This window comes from Methylocapsa sp. S129, from assembly GCF_009765995.1.
Lineage (GTDB): Bacteria > Pseudomonadota > Alphaproteobacteria > Rhizobiales > Beijerinckiaceae > Roseiarcus.
The window spans coordinates 106713-123373 of the sequence record NZ_LMUI01000016.1; the positions used below are offsets into that span (position 1 = coordinate 106713).

Here is a 16661-nt window from a genome sequence, read left to right on the forward strand (position 1 = left end):
GGTTCGGCAATGGCGCCCATCGTGCTGTCCTGGCTCAAGCGCATTCGAATTGCGACGAAGCGGCGCGGGCCGGATCCATCAGCTGATGCAAGTCGTGCATGTGGCTCGGACACCGGCAGCAGACGAGCCCGCCCTCTCTGCCGAGCACGAGAGCGGCGAAACTCTGCGTCTTGGTCTCGATGAGGCCGCGCTCGGTCAGGCCGAGATCGGGCACGCCGGCAAGCCCGATGAACGACATGATGAGGAACGGCGCCGGCATCTCGCAACCGATCGTCCTGGCCGCCTCGTCGCAGGCGAGCGACTGATCGCGCACGACTTCCCACGGCCGATCGCTCATGCAGCCGGCGATGGCGAGCGGCACGCTGCCGACAATCTCGCCATCCGCCACGACGACATAGCCGCCGCCGATCCGTTCGACGGCCTTGGCGGCGAAGGCGATTTCGCGGTCTGACGTGCCGACGATCACCAGATTCTGGTTCTCGCAATTCGTCGTCGCGGCGATCGCGCCGCGCTTCAGGCGAAAGCCACGTACGAAGCCGACTCCGACCGTTTCGGTGGCGTGATGGCGATCGACGATCGCGACCTTGAGCACGTCGCGCGCGATATCGCACGCGACTTTGCCCTCGACGACCGGCAATTCGGCATGGAAGGCCCGCTTGAAATAGCCGTCATACATTTCCATTGCCTGCACCCAGGCGGAGGCGCCCTCAGCGCGGGTGGCGAAGGACGCTTCATCAATGTCGGGATGGAGATGGATCGTGCCGCGCGTAATCGCCGGAAGCGCATCGCGATTTTCGAACAGAGCCTCACCGTCGCGCGCGACGACTTGGCCGCCAACAAGGACGACCGATGGGCGCGCCTCGGCGAGATCCGGGACGATCTGGAGATCGGCGAGCCGGCTCGGCGTCACCGAGCCGACGAGATGGTCGAGGCGATAGAAAGCGGCGGGCGCGAGCGTCGCCATGCGCCACGCCTTGAGCGGCTCCACGCCGCAGGCGATGGCCTGGCGCACGTGGTGGTCGATATGGCCCTGGCGATCGATATCCTCGACCAGCTTGTCGTCCGCGCAGAAGCATATATGGAAGATGCCGTCCCTGAGGGCTGGAATGTTGGCGAAGACATGAGGCGTATTGTCGTTCATGCTGCCTGCCATCACGGTCAGCATGGCGCCGAGGCGCAGGCGTTCGACGACGTCTTCTGTGCGATGTGCGTTGTGATCGTCGCTCACGCCGCCGGCGAGATAGCTCCAGAGCGGCTCGTTCTTGAGCAAAGCCGTGTGGCCAGTGATGCGCTTGCCCGCCGCGAGCGCCGCCACCTGTTTTCGCGCCGAGGATTCGTCGAAGTTGAACGGATTGGATTCGCCAAGCGTCGCGGCGTTTGGCCATTGCACGCGGTCGGCGATTTCCTCGGTCGACAGCACGGCGCCGCCGAGTTCGAGATCGGGCGTTTGCGGCACTTTGTGCGAGACCTGACGCAGGATGCGCAGCGGCGTTGTGGTGGCGCCCATGAAGTCCAGACCCGGGGCGCCCAGCACGTTGGCGATGCAATTGGCGTCAGCGAGCACCATCGTGGTGCCGCGCGGAATTGACAGGCGCGCGAGTTCGCCAGGTGTGAGCTTGGTGTATTCGATGTGGATATGCGCGTCGATGAAGGTCGGGGCGACGAATTGCCCGCTCGCGTCGATGATCTCGGGCGCGGTGAAGTGGCCGACGGGCGTCACCGCCGCAATATGCCGCCCTGCGATGACGACATCGCGCTCAAGGACCTCGCCGGTATGGAGGGCGAGAACCTTGCCGCCGCGGATGATGCGGTCAGGTGGCGCGAGCCCTGCTGCAACATGGCGCAGGTTCATGAGTTCAGCGACCGATGGCGCAAGATGGGCGCCGGTGGCGGGAAATTTCGCGGTGAAATCGGACATCAGGCGGCTTCCTCGATGCCGGCTCCGGTCATCGCGAGCCCGATGCGATGGACGAAACCCTCCAGGTCGGCATCCGCATCCGCGCAATCGAAACTTGCCGCGACCGCGCCGCTGGCAAGAACGATGATGCGGCTGCTGATCGCCAGAAGTTCGTCAAGGTCAGCAGAAATCACAAGCACCGCGGCGCCGTCGCTCGCCGCTTCGACCAAAGCGGCTCGGATCGCCGATGCGGCGGCGAGATCGAGGCCCTGCGTCGGGCCGTGCGCGACGATCACGCTCGGCTTGCGCTCAAGTTCGCGGCCGACGAGGAGCTTTTGCTGATTGCCGCCCGACAGGCGCCCCGCGGCGAGGTCGCCGCGTGGCGGGCGCACGTCGAAGCGTTCAATCACTGAGCGGCCCAACCCCGCCTCCGCCGAAGGGCGACGCAAGCCAAAGCGTCGGAAGGCGCTTTCGCCCATATGCAGCAGGCTCGCATTGACGCTTACAGTTTGATCGGGCAGCAGCCCAAGCGCGCGGTCTTCCGGCACATAGGCCAGGCCGAGGCGCATCGCCTCCGCCGGCCGCTCCGTCACATCCTCGCCGTCGATGGCGACGCGGCCGCGGATGTCGCCGCGCAGACCCGCGAGCGCCTCAGCGAGCGCCGGCTGGGCGGGTCCCGCGACTCCCGCGACGCCGAGAATCTCGCCGCCTCGAATCGTGAACGATATGCCTTCGAGGAGGCGTCGGCCGTGCGCGCCGACGCCGAGCGCTTCGACCGCGAGACGCGTGCCGACACCCGGCTTCGGCCGCACGGGACGCCCACGCTCGCGAGCGCCGACCATCAGCCGGGAGACGGCTTCTGCATCGAGGCTCGCAGCCTGGCCAGAAAATACGACCTCGCCCTGGCGCAACACCGTGACGTCCTGAGCGCCCTCCAGGACTTCGCGAACGCGATGCGTTACGAGGCCGATTGCGGTTCCTCCTTCGCTCAGAAGCCTCAGCGTCGCGATGAGGCGATCGACCTCGATGGGCCCGAGCGCCGAGGTGGGTTCGTCCAGCAGCAAGGCTCGCGCGCCATGCGCGACGGCGGAGACGATTTCGGCAAGCTGCCGTTCTGAGAGACTCAACGTTTCGACCGGTCGATCGAGAAGAACGTCGATGCCTATCCGGGCGGCGGTGCGCTCGAGACTCCGGCGCGCGGCGGCGCGATCGAGCGCGAAGGCGGAGCCGGCGAGCAAGTGGTTGTCGATCACGCTCAGGGTGCCGACGAAAGATAGGGATTGGGGAACAAAGCCGATGCCGAGCGCTGCGGCGCGTCGCCGGTTGGCGAACGCGACAGCCTTGCCGTCAACGAAAATCCCGCCTTCGTCAGCGCGATAGACGCCGGCGAGAATCTTGGCGAGCGTCGATTTGCCCGCGCCATTCTCGCCGACGATTGCGCCAACCCGCCCGGCCCGCAGGGCGAAATCGGCGCTCTTGAGCGCGACGAGGGGCCCGAAGCGTTTTCCCAGCCCTTTGGCCTCGATGAGCGCTGGGGTTGGCGTCGTCATTGAAAGAAGTTCGGCAGCTTCTTGTCGCCCGAAGCGATCTGGGCGACGAGCGCGTCGACGTTCTTCTGCAGGTCCGCCGGGACGAGTCCGTTCACATCATTGACCTTGGTGAGAACGAGTCCCTTATTGCCAAGCCCGGAGACGAAGAATTTCTTGCCGAAGGCGCCCGAAGCAATGTCATCGACATAAGCCTTGTAGGTTGGGTACATGTCGAGCACGACGCTTGCGACATTGACTTTCTTGGCGAGGCCGCCCGCATCGCCGGTGACGCCGAGCGTCGCGCCATTGGCGTTCGCCGCAGCGGCGGCGACGCCATTGCCGATGCCGTCGCCCGAGGTCCACACCAGTTTGGCGCCTTCCTCGATGAGGCCGCGGGTCGCTTCCGCCGCTTTCTGCGCGTCGTCGAAGGACCCGGTATAGGTCTCCACGAGCTTCGCCGTGCTTCCGGCGTCCTTTACTCCGGCGCGAAACCCGTTGTGCGAGGCCTGAATGAAGGGCAATTGCGGGCCGCCTACCATGCCGATCGTCTCGATTCTCTTGAGCTTTCCAGCCACGAAGCCGTCGAGATAGCCCTGCTGGCCGAAGTCATAGGTCCAGCCGTCGACATTGGCGGTGAGCTTGCCCGCAAGATCGGGACCGCCGGAGGCGGCGAAGCGGGTCTTGGGGAAATCGCCGGCCACTTTGAGGATCGGCTCGGACAGTTCGATGCCGTGCCCGATGATCAGGTCATAGCCTTTGGAGGCATATTGACGGATCGTCGGCTCCGATGTGGCGGGATCGGCCATCTTCTCGCGGATTTCAACCGTGATCAGTCCCTCAGCGACAAGTTTCTTCACGGCGTCGGCCGCGGCCTGATTGAAAGAGCCGTCATTGGTCAACGCGGGAGTCAGCAGCGCGACTTTCAGTTTGCCGGCGGCAAAGACGGGCCTGACCCCTACCGCGAGCGCGCCGCCGGCGAGGATCAGGGCGCCGAACTGGCGACGATTGGGATTAGGGACAGGCGTCATGGATTCATCTCCGTTTATTATTCTATATTATCTATCGACTTAATAGTTAAATGCAACACGAAGGGAAGTGGGCTCAAGGCTCGGGCCGTCGAACCGGCCCGTGAGCCGATGGCGCTGCGCGAGCACAGCGCCCGTGAGCCTGTCGAAACACGGATCGAAAAGCGGCCGCGCAATGCCGATCCGTTCGGCCGGGACGCAGACGATCTGGCGTCCGCCAAACATCGTCGTCGAAGCGGCGCCGTGAAACTGGCCGCGGCGGACCATCGAAACGAGCAAGGCAGTCGCCAGAAAGCCAGTCGGAATCGGGGCGGCGCCGCAAGACAGGCCTGCGGGACAGATCACGTAGCGCAGGGCGCCATCGTGCGAGACGGCGATGCTCTGCTGCGAACGTTCCGCCCAGGCCGGAGCGCCGCCGACAAGCGTGAAGACGTCGCCTTCGCGTCGGATATCGACAATTTCCTGATAGGTCGGCTCCGTCTTGACGCCATGGACCGAAAAGCGCGGCGGAAGATCCGCGGCCCAGCGCGCGAGGTCGATCGGCGCGGCATGCGCGTATGAGGCAGAAAGAATGGCGAGGAGCCCGACCGCCTGCTGCAGAGGGATGCTCACCATGTTGCGACCTTCGCGAGCATGCGGGTCTTCGCCTCGTCGCCGGCGAAACACGCGCGGATCGACGTGGCCGCAACATTGCGGCAGGTTTCCGCGCTCCAATCGAACGCCGCGGCGCAACGCGCATATTCCTTAGGCAAATCAATTTCTAGAAGCTCTGGGTCGTCGGTGTTGACGGAAACCGGCACGCCGGCCTTGCGCAGGCGCTCGATCGGATGCTCCTCAAGCCGGGCATAGAGGCCCAGCGTCAGATTGGAGGTCGGGCACACGCCAAGCGGAATCTGGCGATCGGCCAGGCGCGCGACGAGATCGTCGTCTTCGATGGCGCGCACGCCGTGATCGATGCGATCGGCGCCGAGATAGTCGAGAGCGTCGCGCACCCCTTCAGGCCCGCTCGATTCCCCCGCATGGACCGTTCGCTTCAGGCCCGCCGCGCCAGCGCGCCGAAACGCCTCGGCGAAGCGCGGGCCGGTGCGGCCGGCGAACTTCTCATTGCCGTCGACCGAAAGAGCGACGACCCGCGGATGGCGAAGCGCTGCAAGCAGGTCGACGAGTTCGATCGCCTCCTCGGCGCTCTGTTGGCGCAACAGGCTGACGCACAGCCCGACGGGCGGCAGGCCGTCCAGTTCGGCAGCGCAAAAGCCTGCGTCAAGCGCTCCTATGAAGCCGCCGAGATCGCGACGCCAATGCGGCCAGTGCGTGGGATTGACGATCACATCGGCGTAAAGCGCGCCGCTTGCGCTCATCCGACGCGAAAAGGCATAGGCCGCGGCCGCCACCTGATCCGGCGTGCGGTAAAGGCTGCACGTCCAGTCGAGGAAATCCAGGAAGTCGGAGAGTCCGCTAAAATGAAGAAGCTCTGCTCGCGGCCGGGGCAAGGGGACGCCTGCCTCCTGCGCCAGGGCGACGACCTCGTCGAGGTCAAGGCATCCTTCGAGGTGGATATGCACTTCGGCTTTGGGGAGCGCCTGAAAGTCGAGGGTCACACTGCATCCATCGGGCGGTCTATCCACCCACGCATCGACTCTTCCATTTGCTGCATGTGCGAACAAGCGGAGTTTTTCGCATCAAGCGTGCGCAAATCTGCAACGCTTGCTCCCCGGCGATCGGTGGCTGCCTAGGCAATCGGCGGCAGAGCGCGCAACTCCTGGCGCAGGATTTCAATCATGAGGCCTGCCTGCGACGACAAGGTGTGATTGGGAGCGACGCAGAGCAGCAATTCCTCCGCCGGCAGGCGGATGTCCTCAATGGAGACAAACGAAAGTCGCCCCGCCTCGACTTCGGCCAGGACGTCCATGTAGCTGAGAATGGCGAGATGGCCCCCCTCGCTAATGAGCGCTTTGATCAGGCTCGTTGAATTGGTGGCGACGACGGCGAGCGGTTCGATCCCCGCGCGCCGCAGGGCGTCGTCGGCGACGCGGCGTAGGCCGAGCGAGCGGTCGGGCATCACGAACGAATAGCGCGCGCAATCGCTGAGGCGGATCGATTTTTTCTGGGCGACAGGATGGTCGCACGATGCGACGAGGCCGGGCCGGGCGGAGAGTTTGAGCATCGCCGTCACATGGGGGCGCGTCGGGGGATTGAAGCATAGCGCGACGTCGATCGTCTGAGCCGCGAGACGTTCGAGAATCTGCTCCGTGCCGCCGATGAAGACTTCCACCGTGACGCCCGGATGGCGCCGCTGAAGCGCGCCGATCGTTCGCGGAAGAACGCCCGCGACGAAGCATTCCATGACGCCGATCGCGACATGGCCGCGCTGCAGGCCCTTCAACTCCCGGATCCGGCCGGTCGCCCTTTCGAGTTCGCGCCGCCAGCGGCGCACGTCGTCGACGACGACCTCTCCGGCCGCCGTGAGCCTGACGCCTCGGGGCATGCGTTCGAACAGCGGCGCGCCGAGCTCAGCCTCAAGATTGAGGATCTGTCGGTTGACCGCCGACGCTGAGGCGTTGAGGCGCTCGGCCGCGCGACGGATCGAGCCGAAACGCGCGACTTCGTCGACGAGCAGGGCGGCGGGCGAGATGAGCGGCATGGTAGTCGGGCTCCGGAACCATAAAAATACGGAGCGTTGCAGATTTCCGCACGGATCGCACCAACAATTGCGCTTGCATGAAGCACTCGATGGTCGAAAGCTGGCGGCCGGCGCACCGAAGGCGCCGAGAGCGAATACGAGACGAAGGGTCGGAGGCAAGATGAAGACGATCGGCGCGGAGGCGAACACAGCGGATGAACTGCCTGGCGAGGATGCACGCTTCCTGCGCCTGACCTTCGCCGTGGCGCGTCGGTCGCTTGCTTCCGGCAGCCATCCGTTCGCGGCGATCCTGGTCGATGCGGACGGAGCCGTGCTTATGGAGCAGGAGAACGGATATTTGCCCGAACGCGACATGACCGCGCATGCCGAGCGCGTGCTGATGTCCAGGGCGTCGCGGGCCTACGATCCGCCGTTTCTTAGCCGTTGCACGATATATTCCTCCGCCGAGCCTTGCGCCATGTGCGCAGGCGCAGTCTATTGGGCCGGAGTAGGGCGCGTCGTCTATGCGCTGAGCGAAAGCCGCCTTCGCCTGCTAACGGGCGATCACCCCGAAAATCCGACGCTCGATCTTCCGTGCCGCGAAGTATTCGCTACCGGCCAACGAAAGGTCGAAGTACTCGGCCCCGCGCTCGAGGACGAAGCCGAACAAATCCACCGCGATGTCTGGTCGCGTTCGAGGTGAATGGCTGCCAACGACGGATCATCGACGAGGCGCTCGGAGAACTCGCTCGGGCAAATGGACGATCCGAGAGTCAGGCGCTGGCGGAACCTCGAGCGCAGAACCCATGTCTGCAACGTCTTCAGATGCGGCCTCTCCAATCGACGCGACGCCGAGACCCGCTGGCGAGTAGAGCCATGCAACTGGTGCTCTGACTCAGTCGGTTGGCGCCTAACTTTGATTTCGTCGAGGACATCGAGGGCGTGGCGCTCCGATTCTTCCCTCAGCGCAATTAGCTAGGCGGCCCCAATTTCGGCGCGGCCGGCGTAGACCCAGATTGAGTTCTCGGAATCAGACGGGGTCAGTTGGAAGCCGATAGGGGGCAAACCCCCGTGCCAATTCACAGTACATAACCGAAATCAGCGCAAGCCCGGCCTTCGTCAATCCGACGACGCCGGCCTTTGGTCCACGTGGGTGTCCCTCTCGATAGTGCGTTCGCTTGACCGACCGATCGTTTTAGAGCCAAACCCTGCCGCTACGTCACGTCACTGACTTCTGAGCTGCGGCGTCGCAATTCTTTGCAACGTCCGAAAATCTCGTGCGCAGATATTCCAGCACCGGATCGCCATCGTTACTTTGATGCCACTGGATCACCTCTCGTATAGATGGGATCAGAATCGGAAGCTCAAGCACTCTTAGCGGGAACTGACGCGCGAAGATGGAGGCCTGCCGACGATGAAGCGTCGCGATCCGCTTTGTGCCCACAATGAAATAGGGAAGTAGCGCGTGGCTGCGAACCGTGACCGCTGTCGCCTTCCGAAGACCGCTCTGTTCCAAGAACCATTCGTCGTGTGTCAGCCCGCTTTCGCGCTGAAAACGAACCGACACTTGGGGAAGAGACAGATACTCGTCTACGGTCAGCCTATCGGCCAGGGCCTCGTTGCTGGCGCAAGCCAGGGCGACATAATCGTCCTCGAAGAAAAGTGCGCTTGGATGTTGTTTAGAGACGTAGATGTCGAGCGTAATCAATAGATCCACCGAATAGTCTTCAATCACCTTCGATGGATTGTTGCTTACAGGGACTATATCAAACGAGATGCCTGGAGCTTCAGTCGAAATTTCGGCGAGGCAGCGGCCGAGCATGGCAAGCGCGACATAGTCAGACGCCATAACCCTGACGTTTCTGAGTGCTTTGCGCGGATCGATCGTCCGAAGGTTGATTAGGTCGCTGTCCACGTGCGCCAAAACGGCGCGCAACCTCGGCAGTATTTCTTCGGCGAAGGGCGATCGGTGCAACTCTCGCCCTGCCTGGACGAGCAGAGCATCGTCGAGCTGTTCGCGAAGCCGCGCCAGCGCGCTGCTGGTCGCCGACTGGCTCAGGTTCAAGCGCGCCGCTGCACGCGTGACGTTGCGCTCGGTCAGCAGGACTTCGAGCGCGGCGAGCAGATTCAGGTCGATACCTTTGTAGCGCAACAGACCCTCCTCCCGAGGCGAATATATCCATGAAATCGATACCAACAAGCGAAACAATGCGTTTCCATCGATTTGCAGCCCTCGCTAACGTGGCAATTGCAAGCCTCGGCGTCGCCAGCCTCTCGGTCGACGACGCCGGTAGCGCGCCCGGAGAGAACCGGGCCCGGCCGCGAAGATTTGTCGAACGGAGGAAACCTCATGGCCGATGCAAAACGAACGCTCATTATGGCGTCGCTGATAGGAATCTTCGCAACGGTCGCACCTGCAGCCCGGGCTCAGGGTCAGGCGGACGTCGAAACGGCGAAAGCCTTCGTGGAAAGCTATACCGGGCATCCCTCACCCTTTCCGATAACGGAATCGCTAGTGAAGAAACCGACTGGCAAGAAGATTGCCGTCATCGACTGCGGATCGCCCATCTGCGGAATATTCGCGGATATCGCCGAAGCTCCGGCTAAGGAGCTTGGCATGATTGCCGTACGTATCAAATCAGGGACGACCGCCGACGGCGTCGCGACGGCGTTCGACACAGTTCTCGATGGCCATTTCGACGGCGTCTTTGTTCCGGCTTTGGCTCCTTCCCTCTGGGACCGATATCTCGACAAGCTGAATGCAGCGCACATACCTGTCGTCGCGTCGGGGATCATCGGCCTTGACCAAGCCAAGGTTCCAGTCGCGATCGCGGCGGAGCCCTCCGCTTTGGTCAGCGCCACCGTCATGGCCGATTGGGCCGTGGCCCGCGACGGCGCGAAACTGAACACGGTTTTCTATACGACCCCTGAAATCTCGTTCACTGCGGTGCTCGCGACCAACTTCGTGAAGGAAGTCAAGGCCCGCTGCCCGACGTGCGAAGCGCGGGTCGTCGAAATTCCGGTCGCCACGTTCGGCAATAAGGCGCCGTCAATCGTTGTCGACGATTTGTTGGCTCATCCGAAGACGACCTCTGCGGTGTTCGCCGTCGGGGAGCAAGCCATCGGCCTCGCTTCAGCGCTCAAAACGGCGGACATCAGGCTTCCGATATTCTTGAATTCCCCAGATCCCTCGACACTCGCCCAAATTCAGGACGGCACTTACGAAGCGGGTTTTGGCTCCGATCTGGCGCTCATGAGCTGGATGGCGGTGGATTCGCTGGCTCGGCTAACAACGGGACAGGTTCCGTCGGAAGGCGCGCGGAAGGACGAACTCGTCGTTCAGGTCTTGCACGCCACAGATCTCAAGGGCGATTTGAGCCGTGGCTGGAACGGGTATCCCGACTTCCCCCAGAGGTTCAAGGCTCTTTGGGCCAACGCCAAGTAGCGGACAAGGGTCTGAGCGCGCGCTGCTCCGCAACATTGAAGGCGCCACGAGAGATGCAAGACATCCTGCTAGACGTCCGCCGCGTATCGAAGAGCTTTGGCGGAAACAAGGTCCTCGACAACGTGTCGTTTTCCGTCGGCCGCGGCGAGATAGTCGCCTTGCTCGGTCACAACGGATCGGGAAAATCGACGCTCGTCAAAATCCTCGCCGGGGCCTATTCGCTTGACGCCGGGGAAATCAAACATGGGGCGGTCGGAGACGTCGAACTCCATTTCATTCATCAAACGCTCGGCCTGGTTGCCAGTCTCACGGTCGCCGAAAATCTCGATCTGGGCCTCTCGCACCCCTGGTGTGGCCTGATGCCGGTCCGACGGGCCCAAGAGCGGCGACGGATACAGGCGATGCTGACGAAATTCGGCGTGACGTTCAGCCCAGACGCAATTGTCGCCGGACTGACCGCGGCCGATCGCACGATCGTCGCCATCGTTCGCGCACTCGCAGGCTGGAAGCACGGCAATCACGTGCTCGTACTCGATGAGCCCACGGCTACGCTGCATGGCGAAGAGATCGACAGGCTTAAAGGCGCCGTCAGGACCGTGGCCGCGCAGGGGGCGGGCGTAATCTACATCACGCATCGCCTGGGAGAGGCGGAGGAACTCGCCGATCGCGCCATCGTGCTGAAAAACGGCGTGAAGATTCTCGAGGAGGCGCGAGGCGCCTTCACGCACGACTCGCTGGTTCGCGCCATAGCTGGCGCAAATGCGCAGACGCGCTCGCGACGCGCGTCTCCGCCCAGGCGATCGGCGCTTCTGGAAGTCAGGGGCCTAGCCGGCGCCTCGCTCCGGAGCGCGACTTTCCACGCGCGTGAGGGCGAGATTCTCGGGGTGAGCGGGCTTGTTGGCTCCGGCATGGAGCGCCTCAACGGGGCGGTGTTCGGCGCGTTCCCCACGTCGGGGGGCGTCGTGCTCGTCGGCGGCGCGCCTATCGCGCTCGGCTCGCCGCGAAGCGCCATCAGAGCGGGCGTCGCCTATGTGCCGGCCGATCGGCGAGCCCGGGCGAGCATCGGACACTTCAGCGCACGCGAGAATTTGACGCTGGCGCGCATGCGGGACATCCGCCGTCCCTGGGGGGCTATCGACCGCGCCCTTGAGCGTCAGGAGGCTCTCGCCTGGATGGACCGGCTCCGCGTGACCCCGGGCGGCCAGATCGAACAGGCCTTCGATTTGTTCAGCGGCGGAAACCAGCAGAAGATTGTGCTCGCCAAATGGCTCCGCATGCAGCCGCGCGTGTTCCTGATTGACGAGCCGACGCAGGGCGTCGATGCCGGCGCCCAGACAGAGATCTATGAGTTGCTGGTCAAGGCCGCCAGGGCCGGCGCGGCCGTCGTCGTCGCGTCGAGCGACACAAAGGAACTGGCCCACATCTGCGACCGCGCGCTGGTCATGCGCGACGGCGCTGTCAGCGCTGAGCTTTCGGGCGCGGACATCAGCGAATCCGCGCTCATCTCCGCCATCATCGACGACTTCTCCGACGCTCGCGCGGACTGTCGCGTCAAGCCCTTGCGATACGTCTAGGCTATGAACATGGCTTTGAATGTCTTGAGATATCTCAGTTTTCGCAACGCCAGCGCGCTATGGGTCATGGTCGCGATCGTCCTGTACTTTTCTTACTCCATTCCAGAGACGTTTCTCGCCGCGCGCACGTGGAAGTCCCTGCTGGACGCGCAGGCGATTGTCGCGATTACCGCGATCGCGCTGGTGGTTCCGCTTTCGGCCGGAGTCTTCAATTTGGCGATCGGCGCGCAGGTCGGCGTCGCCTCGATCATGATCGGCTGGCTGCTGGTCCCGGCCGGTTTACCGATCCTTGTCTCCGTTCTCGTCACGCTCGTCGCCAGCGCCGCGATCGGTTTTCTCATATCCGTCCTGATTGTCGGATTTCGGATCGATTCTTTCATCGCCACCCTCGGCGCGAGTTCACTCCTGCTGGCCTTCGTGACGTTCATTTCCGGCGGACGACAGATCCTGAAGATGCCGCGCGCCCTCGTCGACTTCGGAACGGACAGGATCTTCGGGCTGACATATCCCTTCCTCGTGATGCTCGCGATAGCGATCGCCGTCTGGTACGTCCTAGAGCGCACCCCGCTAGGGCGGCGGATCTATGCGACCGGTGGAAGTCTCGAGGCCGCGCGACTGTCGGGAATCCATGTCGTCGCGATCGTCGTCGGTGCGATGACGGCGAGCGGACTGCTAACCGGAATCGCAGGCGCCCTGATGACGGCGCGCCTCGGCAACGCGGATCCGACTATCGGGCCCGCCTTCATGTTGCCGGCCTTTACAGCCGCATTCCTAGGGTCGACACAATTCCACCACGGCCGGTTCAACGTTCCCGGCACGGTACTGTCGGTTTACGTGCTGGCGGCCGGGGTCAAGGGGCTTCAACTGTCTGGCGTGCCGACGTGGGTTACCGACGGTTTCGACGGGGCCGCGCTTCTCATCGCTGTCGGCCTCGCGTCTGCGGCGCGCAGCGGCTCAGCCAAATCCTTGTGGCGGCGATTTCTTCGCCCTCGGCGGACGACTTTACAGATCGAGGCCGAACGTCCGCGGCCAGTGGGAACCTGACGGTGGCATCGCACCCCGCTCGCTGTGCCCACGCCGCCATAAAGGGACGCGAAGAGAAGCGTTTCCGGCTGGAGTCCGGAATTGAGGAGATCCATGCATGCGCGTAATCGCTCTGGAAGAGCACTTTCTGTTCGAAGATCTGGTGGAGAGAATTCCTGTATCGGCCCGCGTCGCCCGCGGCTTTTCGCCCGGACGCGGTCCCGGTCCGAACCAGCAGCTCGGAGACCTAGACTCTGGCCGCATCGAGGACATGGACCGGGCCGGAATCAGCATGCAGATCCTGTCCTGTTACGGTCCGGGACCGGACCTCCTGGAAGGCGGCGAGGCTGTGGCGCTTGCACGCGCCATCAACGACAGGCTCGCTTCGGCGATCGCAAAACGCCCTGATCGCTTCGGCGGCTTCGCGCATCTGCCGCTCCGAAATGGGGAGGACGCCGCACAAGAGCTCCGCCGCGCGGTTGGCGAACTCGGATTCTGCGGCGCGATCGTCAACGGCACGACGCAAGATCTGTTCCTCGACGACCGTCGCTTTGCGCCCGTTCTCGCCATGGCGGAAGAGCTCGACGCACCGATCTATCTCCATCCGCACTTGCCGCCTGAGACTGTGCGCAGGGCCTATTTCGAGGGACTTCCGGGAGCAACCGGAACACAGCTTTCCGGACCTGGATGGGGTTGGCACTCGGAGACGGCCCTTCACATTCTGCGGATGGTCCTGTCGGGAACTTTCGACCGACATCCGAAGCTGAAGATGATTGTCGGGCACATGGGAGAAGGGCTGCCCGCCATGCTGATGCGCTGCGATCAGGTCTTCGGCGGCAAGCCCGCGCATCTTTCGCGTTTGATCAGCCGCACGGTGCTTGATCATGTGTCGATCACCACGAGCGGCCTCTTCACGCTGCCGCCGTTTGAGATCGCGCTCGCCGTCTTTGGCGTCGATCGCGTGATGTTCTCAGTCGATTACCCCTATGCGTCCAACCAAATCGGACGACAGTTTCTCGAGAGTCTGAAGCTGCCTCAGGGCGATTTGGAGAAGATTTGCCATGGCAATGCTGAACGCCTGCTAGGCCTGGGCAAGGCCGGCGCTTCGAAGCAAAGCTGAAGTTTCCCTCCTTGCGACAAGGACCGTCGCGCCATCACCTCTCGAGCGTTGTGATCATGACTGATACTTTTTTTCGTCTCGGCCTGTTTTCTCATAACGCAAGCGCAAAGCTTTGCCTCGTGCTCGGCGATGAAGATATTTTCGAATTGAGAAACGCCTCGACATTCGCCGACCAGCCGGCGCTCGCGGCGGCGAACCGCCTCGACGATCTGCTCGTCGACTGGGAGCGGAATTTTGATCGGCTTCGCGAGCTTGCCGAAGCGATCACCCGGGAAGGCGCGGCGAATTTCCGCCCGCTTCGGCTCGAGGACGTCCTGCCGCTCGCGCCCGTGACGCGACCTCAGCGTCTCCTCTACGCGGCGGCGAATTATGCGGACCATGTCGCGGGGATGACAAAGACTTTTGCGAGTGGTCTGCCGGCGCCCGGCGCCCCCAAGGCTCAACTGCGCCCCTATCTCTTCGCGAAGGCCTGCGCCATGACCGGCGCCTTCGACGACATCGTGCTGCCGCCGGGCATGGAGCGTATCGATTGGGAGGCCGAGTTGGCGGTCGTGATCGGCCGCAGAGGCAAGCGCATCCCGCCCGAAAAGGTCGGCGATCATATCGCGGGCTACATGACGACGAACGACGTGTCGTGCCGCGACCTTACCTGGAGGGAAGACCGTCCAGCCATCCGGTCCGATTGGCTGAGCGGGAAGAGCTTCGACAGTTTCGCGCCTATGGGCCCTTACTTCACGCCCAAGGCCTTCGTCCCTGCGCACGACAACCTCTCGATCCGCCTGTGGGTCAACGGGACGCTCAAGCAGGACGGAATCTCGCGCGACATGATCTTCGGGATCGAAGATCAGATCGCCTATGCCGCGACCATGATGACTCTCGAGCCGGGCGATATCTTTTCGACGGGAACGCCCGCCGGCACCGGTCAGGAACGGCTTGAATTTCTCAAGGCGGGGGATCTGGTCGAGACGGAGGTCGAGCTTTGCGGCCGCCAGCGCAATCGGGTCGTGGCAGGAGATCCGCAATACAGCGCGTGAAACAGGCGCGCCCCGTATGGCCGCCGTCCAGAAGATGGGCCGCGCGTCCCAAACCGCCTGAAACCAGATCATAGCAAGGAAGGACATGCCATGAATATTATCGGACCAGACGCCGTCGCCTTCGGGGTCGACGATGTCTCCGCCTGCAAGGAATATCTGACGTCCTATGGCCTCGACCCTGTCGACGTCGATGAAACGGGCGGTTTCTTCGCGGCGCTGGACGGAACCGGCGTACTTGTGCGCCATCGCAACGATCCCCGGCTCCCCGAGCCGCTCGAGACGGCGAATATGTTGAGACAGATCGTGTACGGCGTCGCCGACCAGGGGACGGTCAACGCGATCGCGGACGAGCTCGCCAAAGACAGGCAGGTCCAGCGGCTTCAGGACGGCTCGGTCGAAGCGAGAGACGATACGGGCTTTGCGCTCAAGTTTCAGGTGACGAAGCGGCGTCAACTGGATCTGCCGGGAGAAATGGTCAACGCACCGGGATCGCCTCCTCACCGCGCGGTCAATAAGATCGGCGTTTGGGAGGACATGCCGGCGAAGCCGAGAACATTTTCGCATATCGTCTGCTTCGTACCCGAGATTCCGGCCGCGGAGAACTTCTATGTCGATCGTCTCGGCTTCAAGGTCACGGACCGGTTCGAAGTCGGTCCGTTTCTGCGTCCTGCGGGCACGCGCGATCATCACACGCTCTTCTTCATCCGGACGCCGGCATACATGAAGGGCTGCGAACATCTGGCCTTCCACATGGGCGGCCCGACGGAACTGATGCTCGCGGGGACCCGTTTCATCAGGGCAGGCTACCAATCGGCCTGGGGCCCAGGGCGCCACAAGTTCGGTTCTAACTGGTTCTGGTATTTCAACAGCCCGCTCGGCTGCCATTTCGAATATGACGCCGACATGGACCAGCACGACGACGAGTGGGCGCCGCGCGAGACGCTGATCAGTCCCGAGGCGGCGCAGGCGTTCCTCTTGGAATACAGCGAACGCAGGCTGCCGGGCGCCGAGCGTCGCAAGACCCAGGAAGGCGGCGGCCATTGAGGAAGCAGGTTCTCTGCCGGCTCGATGACCTTGATGAAAACGAGGCGCGCGCATTCGGACCGTTCGATGGTTCGCGCAAGAAGGCGTTCGTGGTGCGCAAGAACGGCCGCCTCTTTGCCTGGTGGGATTCCTGCCCGCACTACGACGGCGCCCCGATGGCGTGGCGCACCAACGCCTATCTCAACGCCGCGCGCAATCGCATCGTCTGCGCGTCGCACGGCGCGGAATTTGAGATCGAGACAGGACGTTGCCTGCTTGGCGCCGCGCTCGGTCGCTCTCTGACTGCGGCGCCGATCGAAGCGACGCCAGGCGGCGATGTGATCTTCAAGACATAAACAATAGGGGAAGAA

General features: G+C 63.3%; 15 protein-coding genes. 8 read left to right on the plus strand and 7 right to left on the minus strand.

Features of this window, described 5'->3' with window-relative positions:
* Window positions 1-34: 34 nt before the first annotated feature.
* The 6 genes from GSQ90_RS09775 to GSQ90_RS09800 all read right to left on the minus strand — a co-directional run bounded on the left by GSQ90_RS09775 (window position 35) and on the right by GSQ90_RS09800 (window position 7092).
* Window positions 35-1918, minus strand: a complete 1884-nt coding sequence (locus tag GSQ90_RS09775; protein ID WP_158814648.1) for an adenine deaminase — start codon at window positions 1916-1918, stop codon at window positions 35-37.
* Window positions 1918-3447 (minus strand): ABC transporter ATP-binding protein, encoded by a 1530-nt coding sequence (locus GSQ90_RS09780; protein ID WP_158814649.1) that lies wholly within the window; start codon window positions 3445-3447, stop codon window positions 1918-1920. The genes GSQ90_RS09775 and GSQ90_RS09780 overlap by 1 nt, the downstream gene beginning before the upstream one ends.
* Window positions 3444-4454: a BMP family protein gene (locus GSQ90_RS09785; protein WP_158814650.1), complete on the minus strand. Its 1011-nt coding sequence runs from the start codon at window positions 4452-4454 to the stop codon at window positions 3444-3446. Before GSQ90_RS09785 ends, GSQ90_RS09780 begins: the two co-directional genes overlap by 4 nt.
* Before the next feature lie 39 nt (window positions 4455-4493).
* Window positions 4494-5066, minus strand: coding sequence for a hypothetical protein (locus GSQ90_RS09790; RefSeq protein WP_158814651.1), 573 nt, complete (start codon window positions 5064-5066; stop codon window positions 4494-4496).
* Window positions 5060-6049, minus strand: a complete 990-nt coding sequence (gene add / locus GSQ90_RS09795; RefSeq protein ID WP_158814652.1) for an adenosine deaminase — start codon at window positions 6047-6049, stop codon at window positions 5060-5062. The genes GSQ90_RS09790 and add overlap by 7 nt, the downstream gene beginning before the upstream one ends.
* Window positions 6050-6180: 131 nt before the next feature.
* Window positions 6181-7092, minus strand: coding sequence for a LysR family transcriptional regulator (locus GSQ90_RS09800; RefSeq protein WP_158814653.1), 912 nt, complete (start codon window positions 7090-7092; stop codon window positions 6181-6183).
* A 160-nt stretch (window positions 7093-7252) separates the two neighbouring features.
* Between GSQ90_RS09800 and GSQ90_RS09805 the strand changes: the two genes are divergently transcribed.
* Entirely contained in the window at window positions 7253-7774 is a 522-nt protein-coding gene (locus GSQ90_RS09805) for a nucleoside deaminase (RefSeq protein ID WP_158814654.1), read from the plus strand.
* A 516-nt stretch (window positions 7775-8290) separates the two neighbouring features.
* Here GSQ90_RS09805 and GSQ90_RS09810 read toward each other — a convergent pair.
* The gene (locus GSQ90_RS09810) at window positions 8291-9223 is read right to left on the minus strand and encodes a LysR family transcriptional regulator (protein WP_158814655.1); all 933 of its coding nucleotides are present in this window, start codon (window positions 9221-9223) and stop codon (window positions 8291-8293) included.
* A gap of 198 nt (window positions 9224-9421) precedes the next feature.
* On the opposite strand from GSQ90_RS09810, the gene GSQ90_RS09815 reads away from it, so the two are divergent.
* The 7 genes from GSQ90_RS09815 to GSQ90_RS09845 all read left to right on the plus strand — a co-directional run bounded on the left by GSQ90_RS09815 (window position 9422) and on the right by GSQ90_RS09845 (window position 16646).
* Window positions 9422-10516 (plus strand): substrate-binding domain-containing protein, encoded by a 1095-nt coding sequence (locus tag GSQ90_RS09815; RefSeq protein ID WP_158814656.1) that lies wholly within the window; start codon window positions 9422-9424, stop codon window positions 10514-10516.
* Between the two features lie 53 nt (window positions 10517-10569).
* Complete coding sequence (locus tag GSQ90_RS09820) at window positions 10570-12090, plus strand: sugar ABC transporter ATP-binding protein (protein ID WP_158814657.1); 1521 nt, start codon at window positions 10570-10572, stop codon at window positions 12088-12090.
* A gap of 9 nt (window positions 12091-12099) precedes the next feature.
* Entirely contained in the window at window positions 12100-13134 is a 1035-nt protein-coding gene (locus GSQ90_RS09825) for an ABC transporter permease (protein WP_158814658.1), read from the plus strand.
* Between the two features lie 97 nt (window positions 13135-13231).
* Entirely contained in the window at window positions 13232-14233 is a 1002-nt protein-coding gene (locus GSQ90_RS09830) for an amidohydrolase family protein (RefSeq protein WP_158814659.1), read from the plus strand.
* A gap of 56 nt (window positions 14234-14289) precedes the next feature.
* Window positions 14290-15267 carry a fumarylacetoacetate hydrolase family protein gene (locus tag GSQ90_RS09835; RefSeq protein ID WP_158814660.1) on the plus strand — a complete coding sequence of 326 codons (978 nt, stop codon included), beginning with the start codon at window positions 14290-14292 and terminating at the stop codon, window positions 15265-15267.
* Between the two features lie 90 nt (window positions 15268-15357).
* On the plus strand, window positions 15358-16311 hold the full coding sequence (locus GSQ90_RS09840) for a VOC family protein (RefSeq protein ID WP_158814661.1): 954 nt from the start codon (window positions 15358-15360) through the stop codon (window positions 16309-16311).
* Entirely contained in the window at window positions 16308-16646 is a 339-nt protein-coding gene (locus tag GSQ90_RS09845; RefSeq protein ID WP_158814662.1) for a Rieske 2Fe-2S domain-containing protein, read from the plus strand. Before GSQ90_RS09840 ends, GSQ90_RS09845 begins: the two co-directional genes overlap by 4 nt.
* The last annotated feature ends 15 nt before the right edge of the window (window positions 16647-16661 follow it).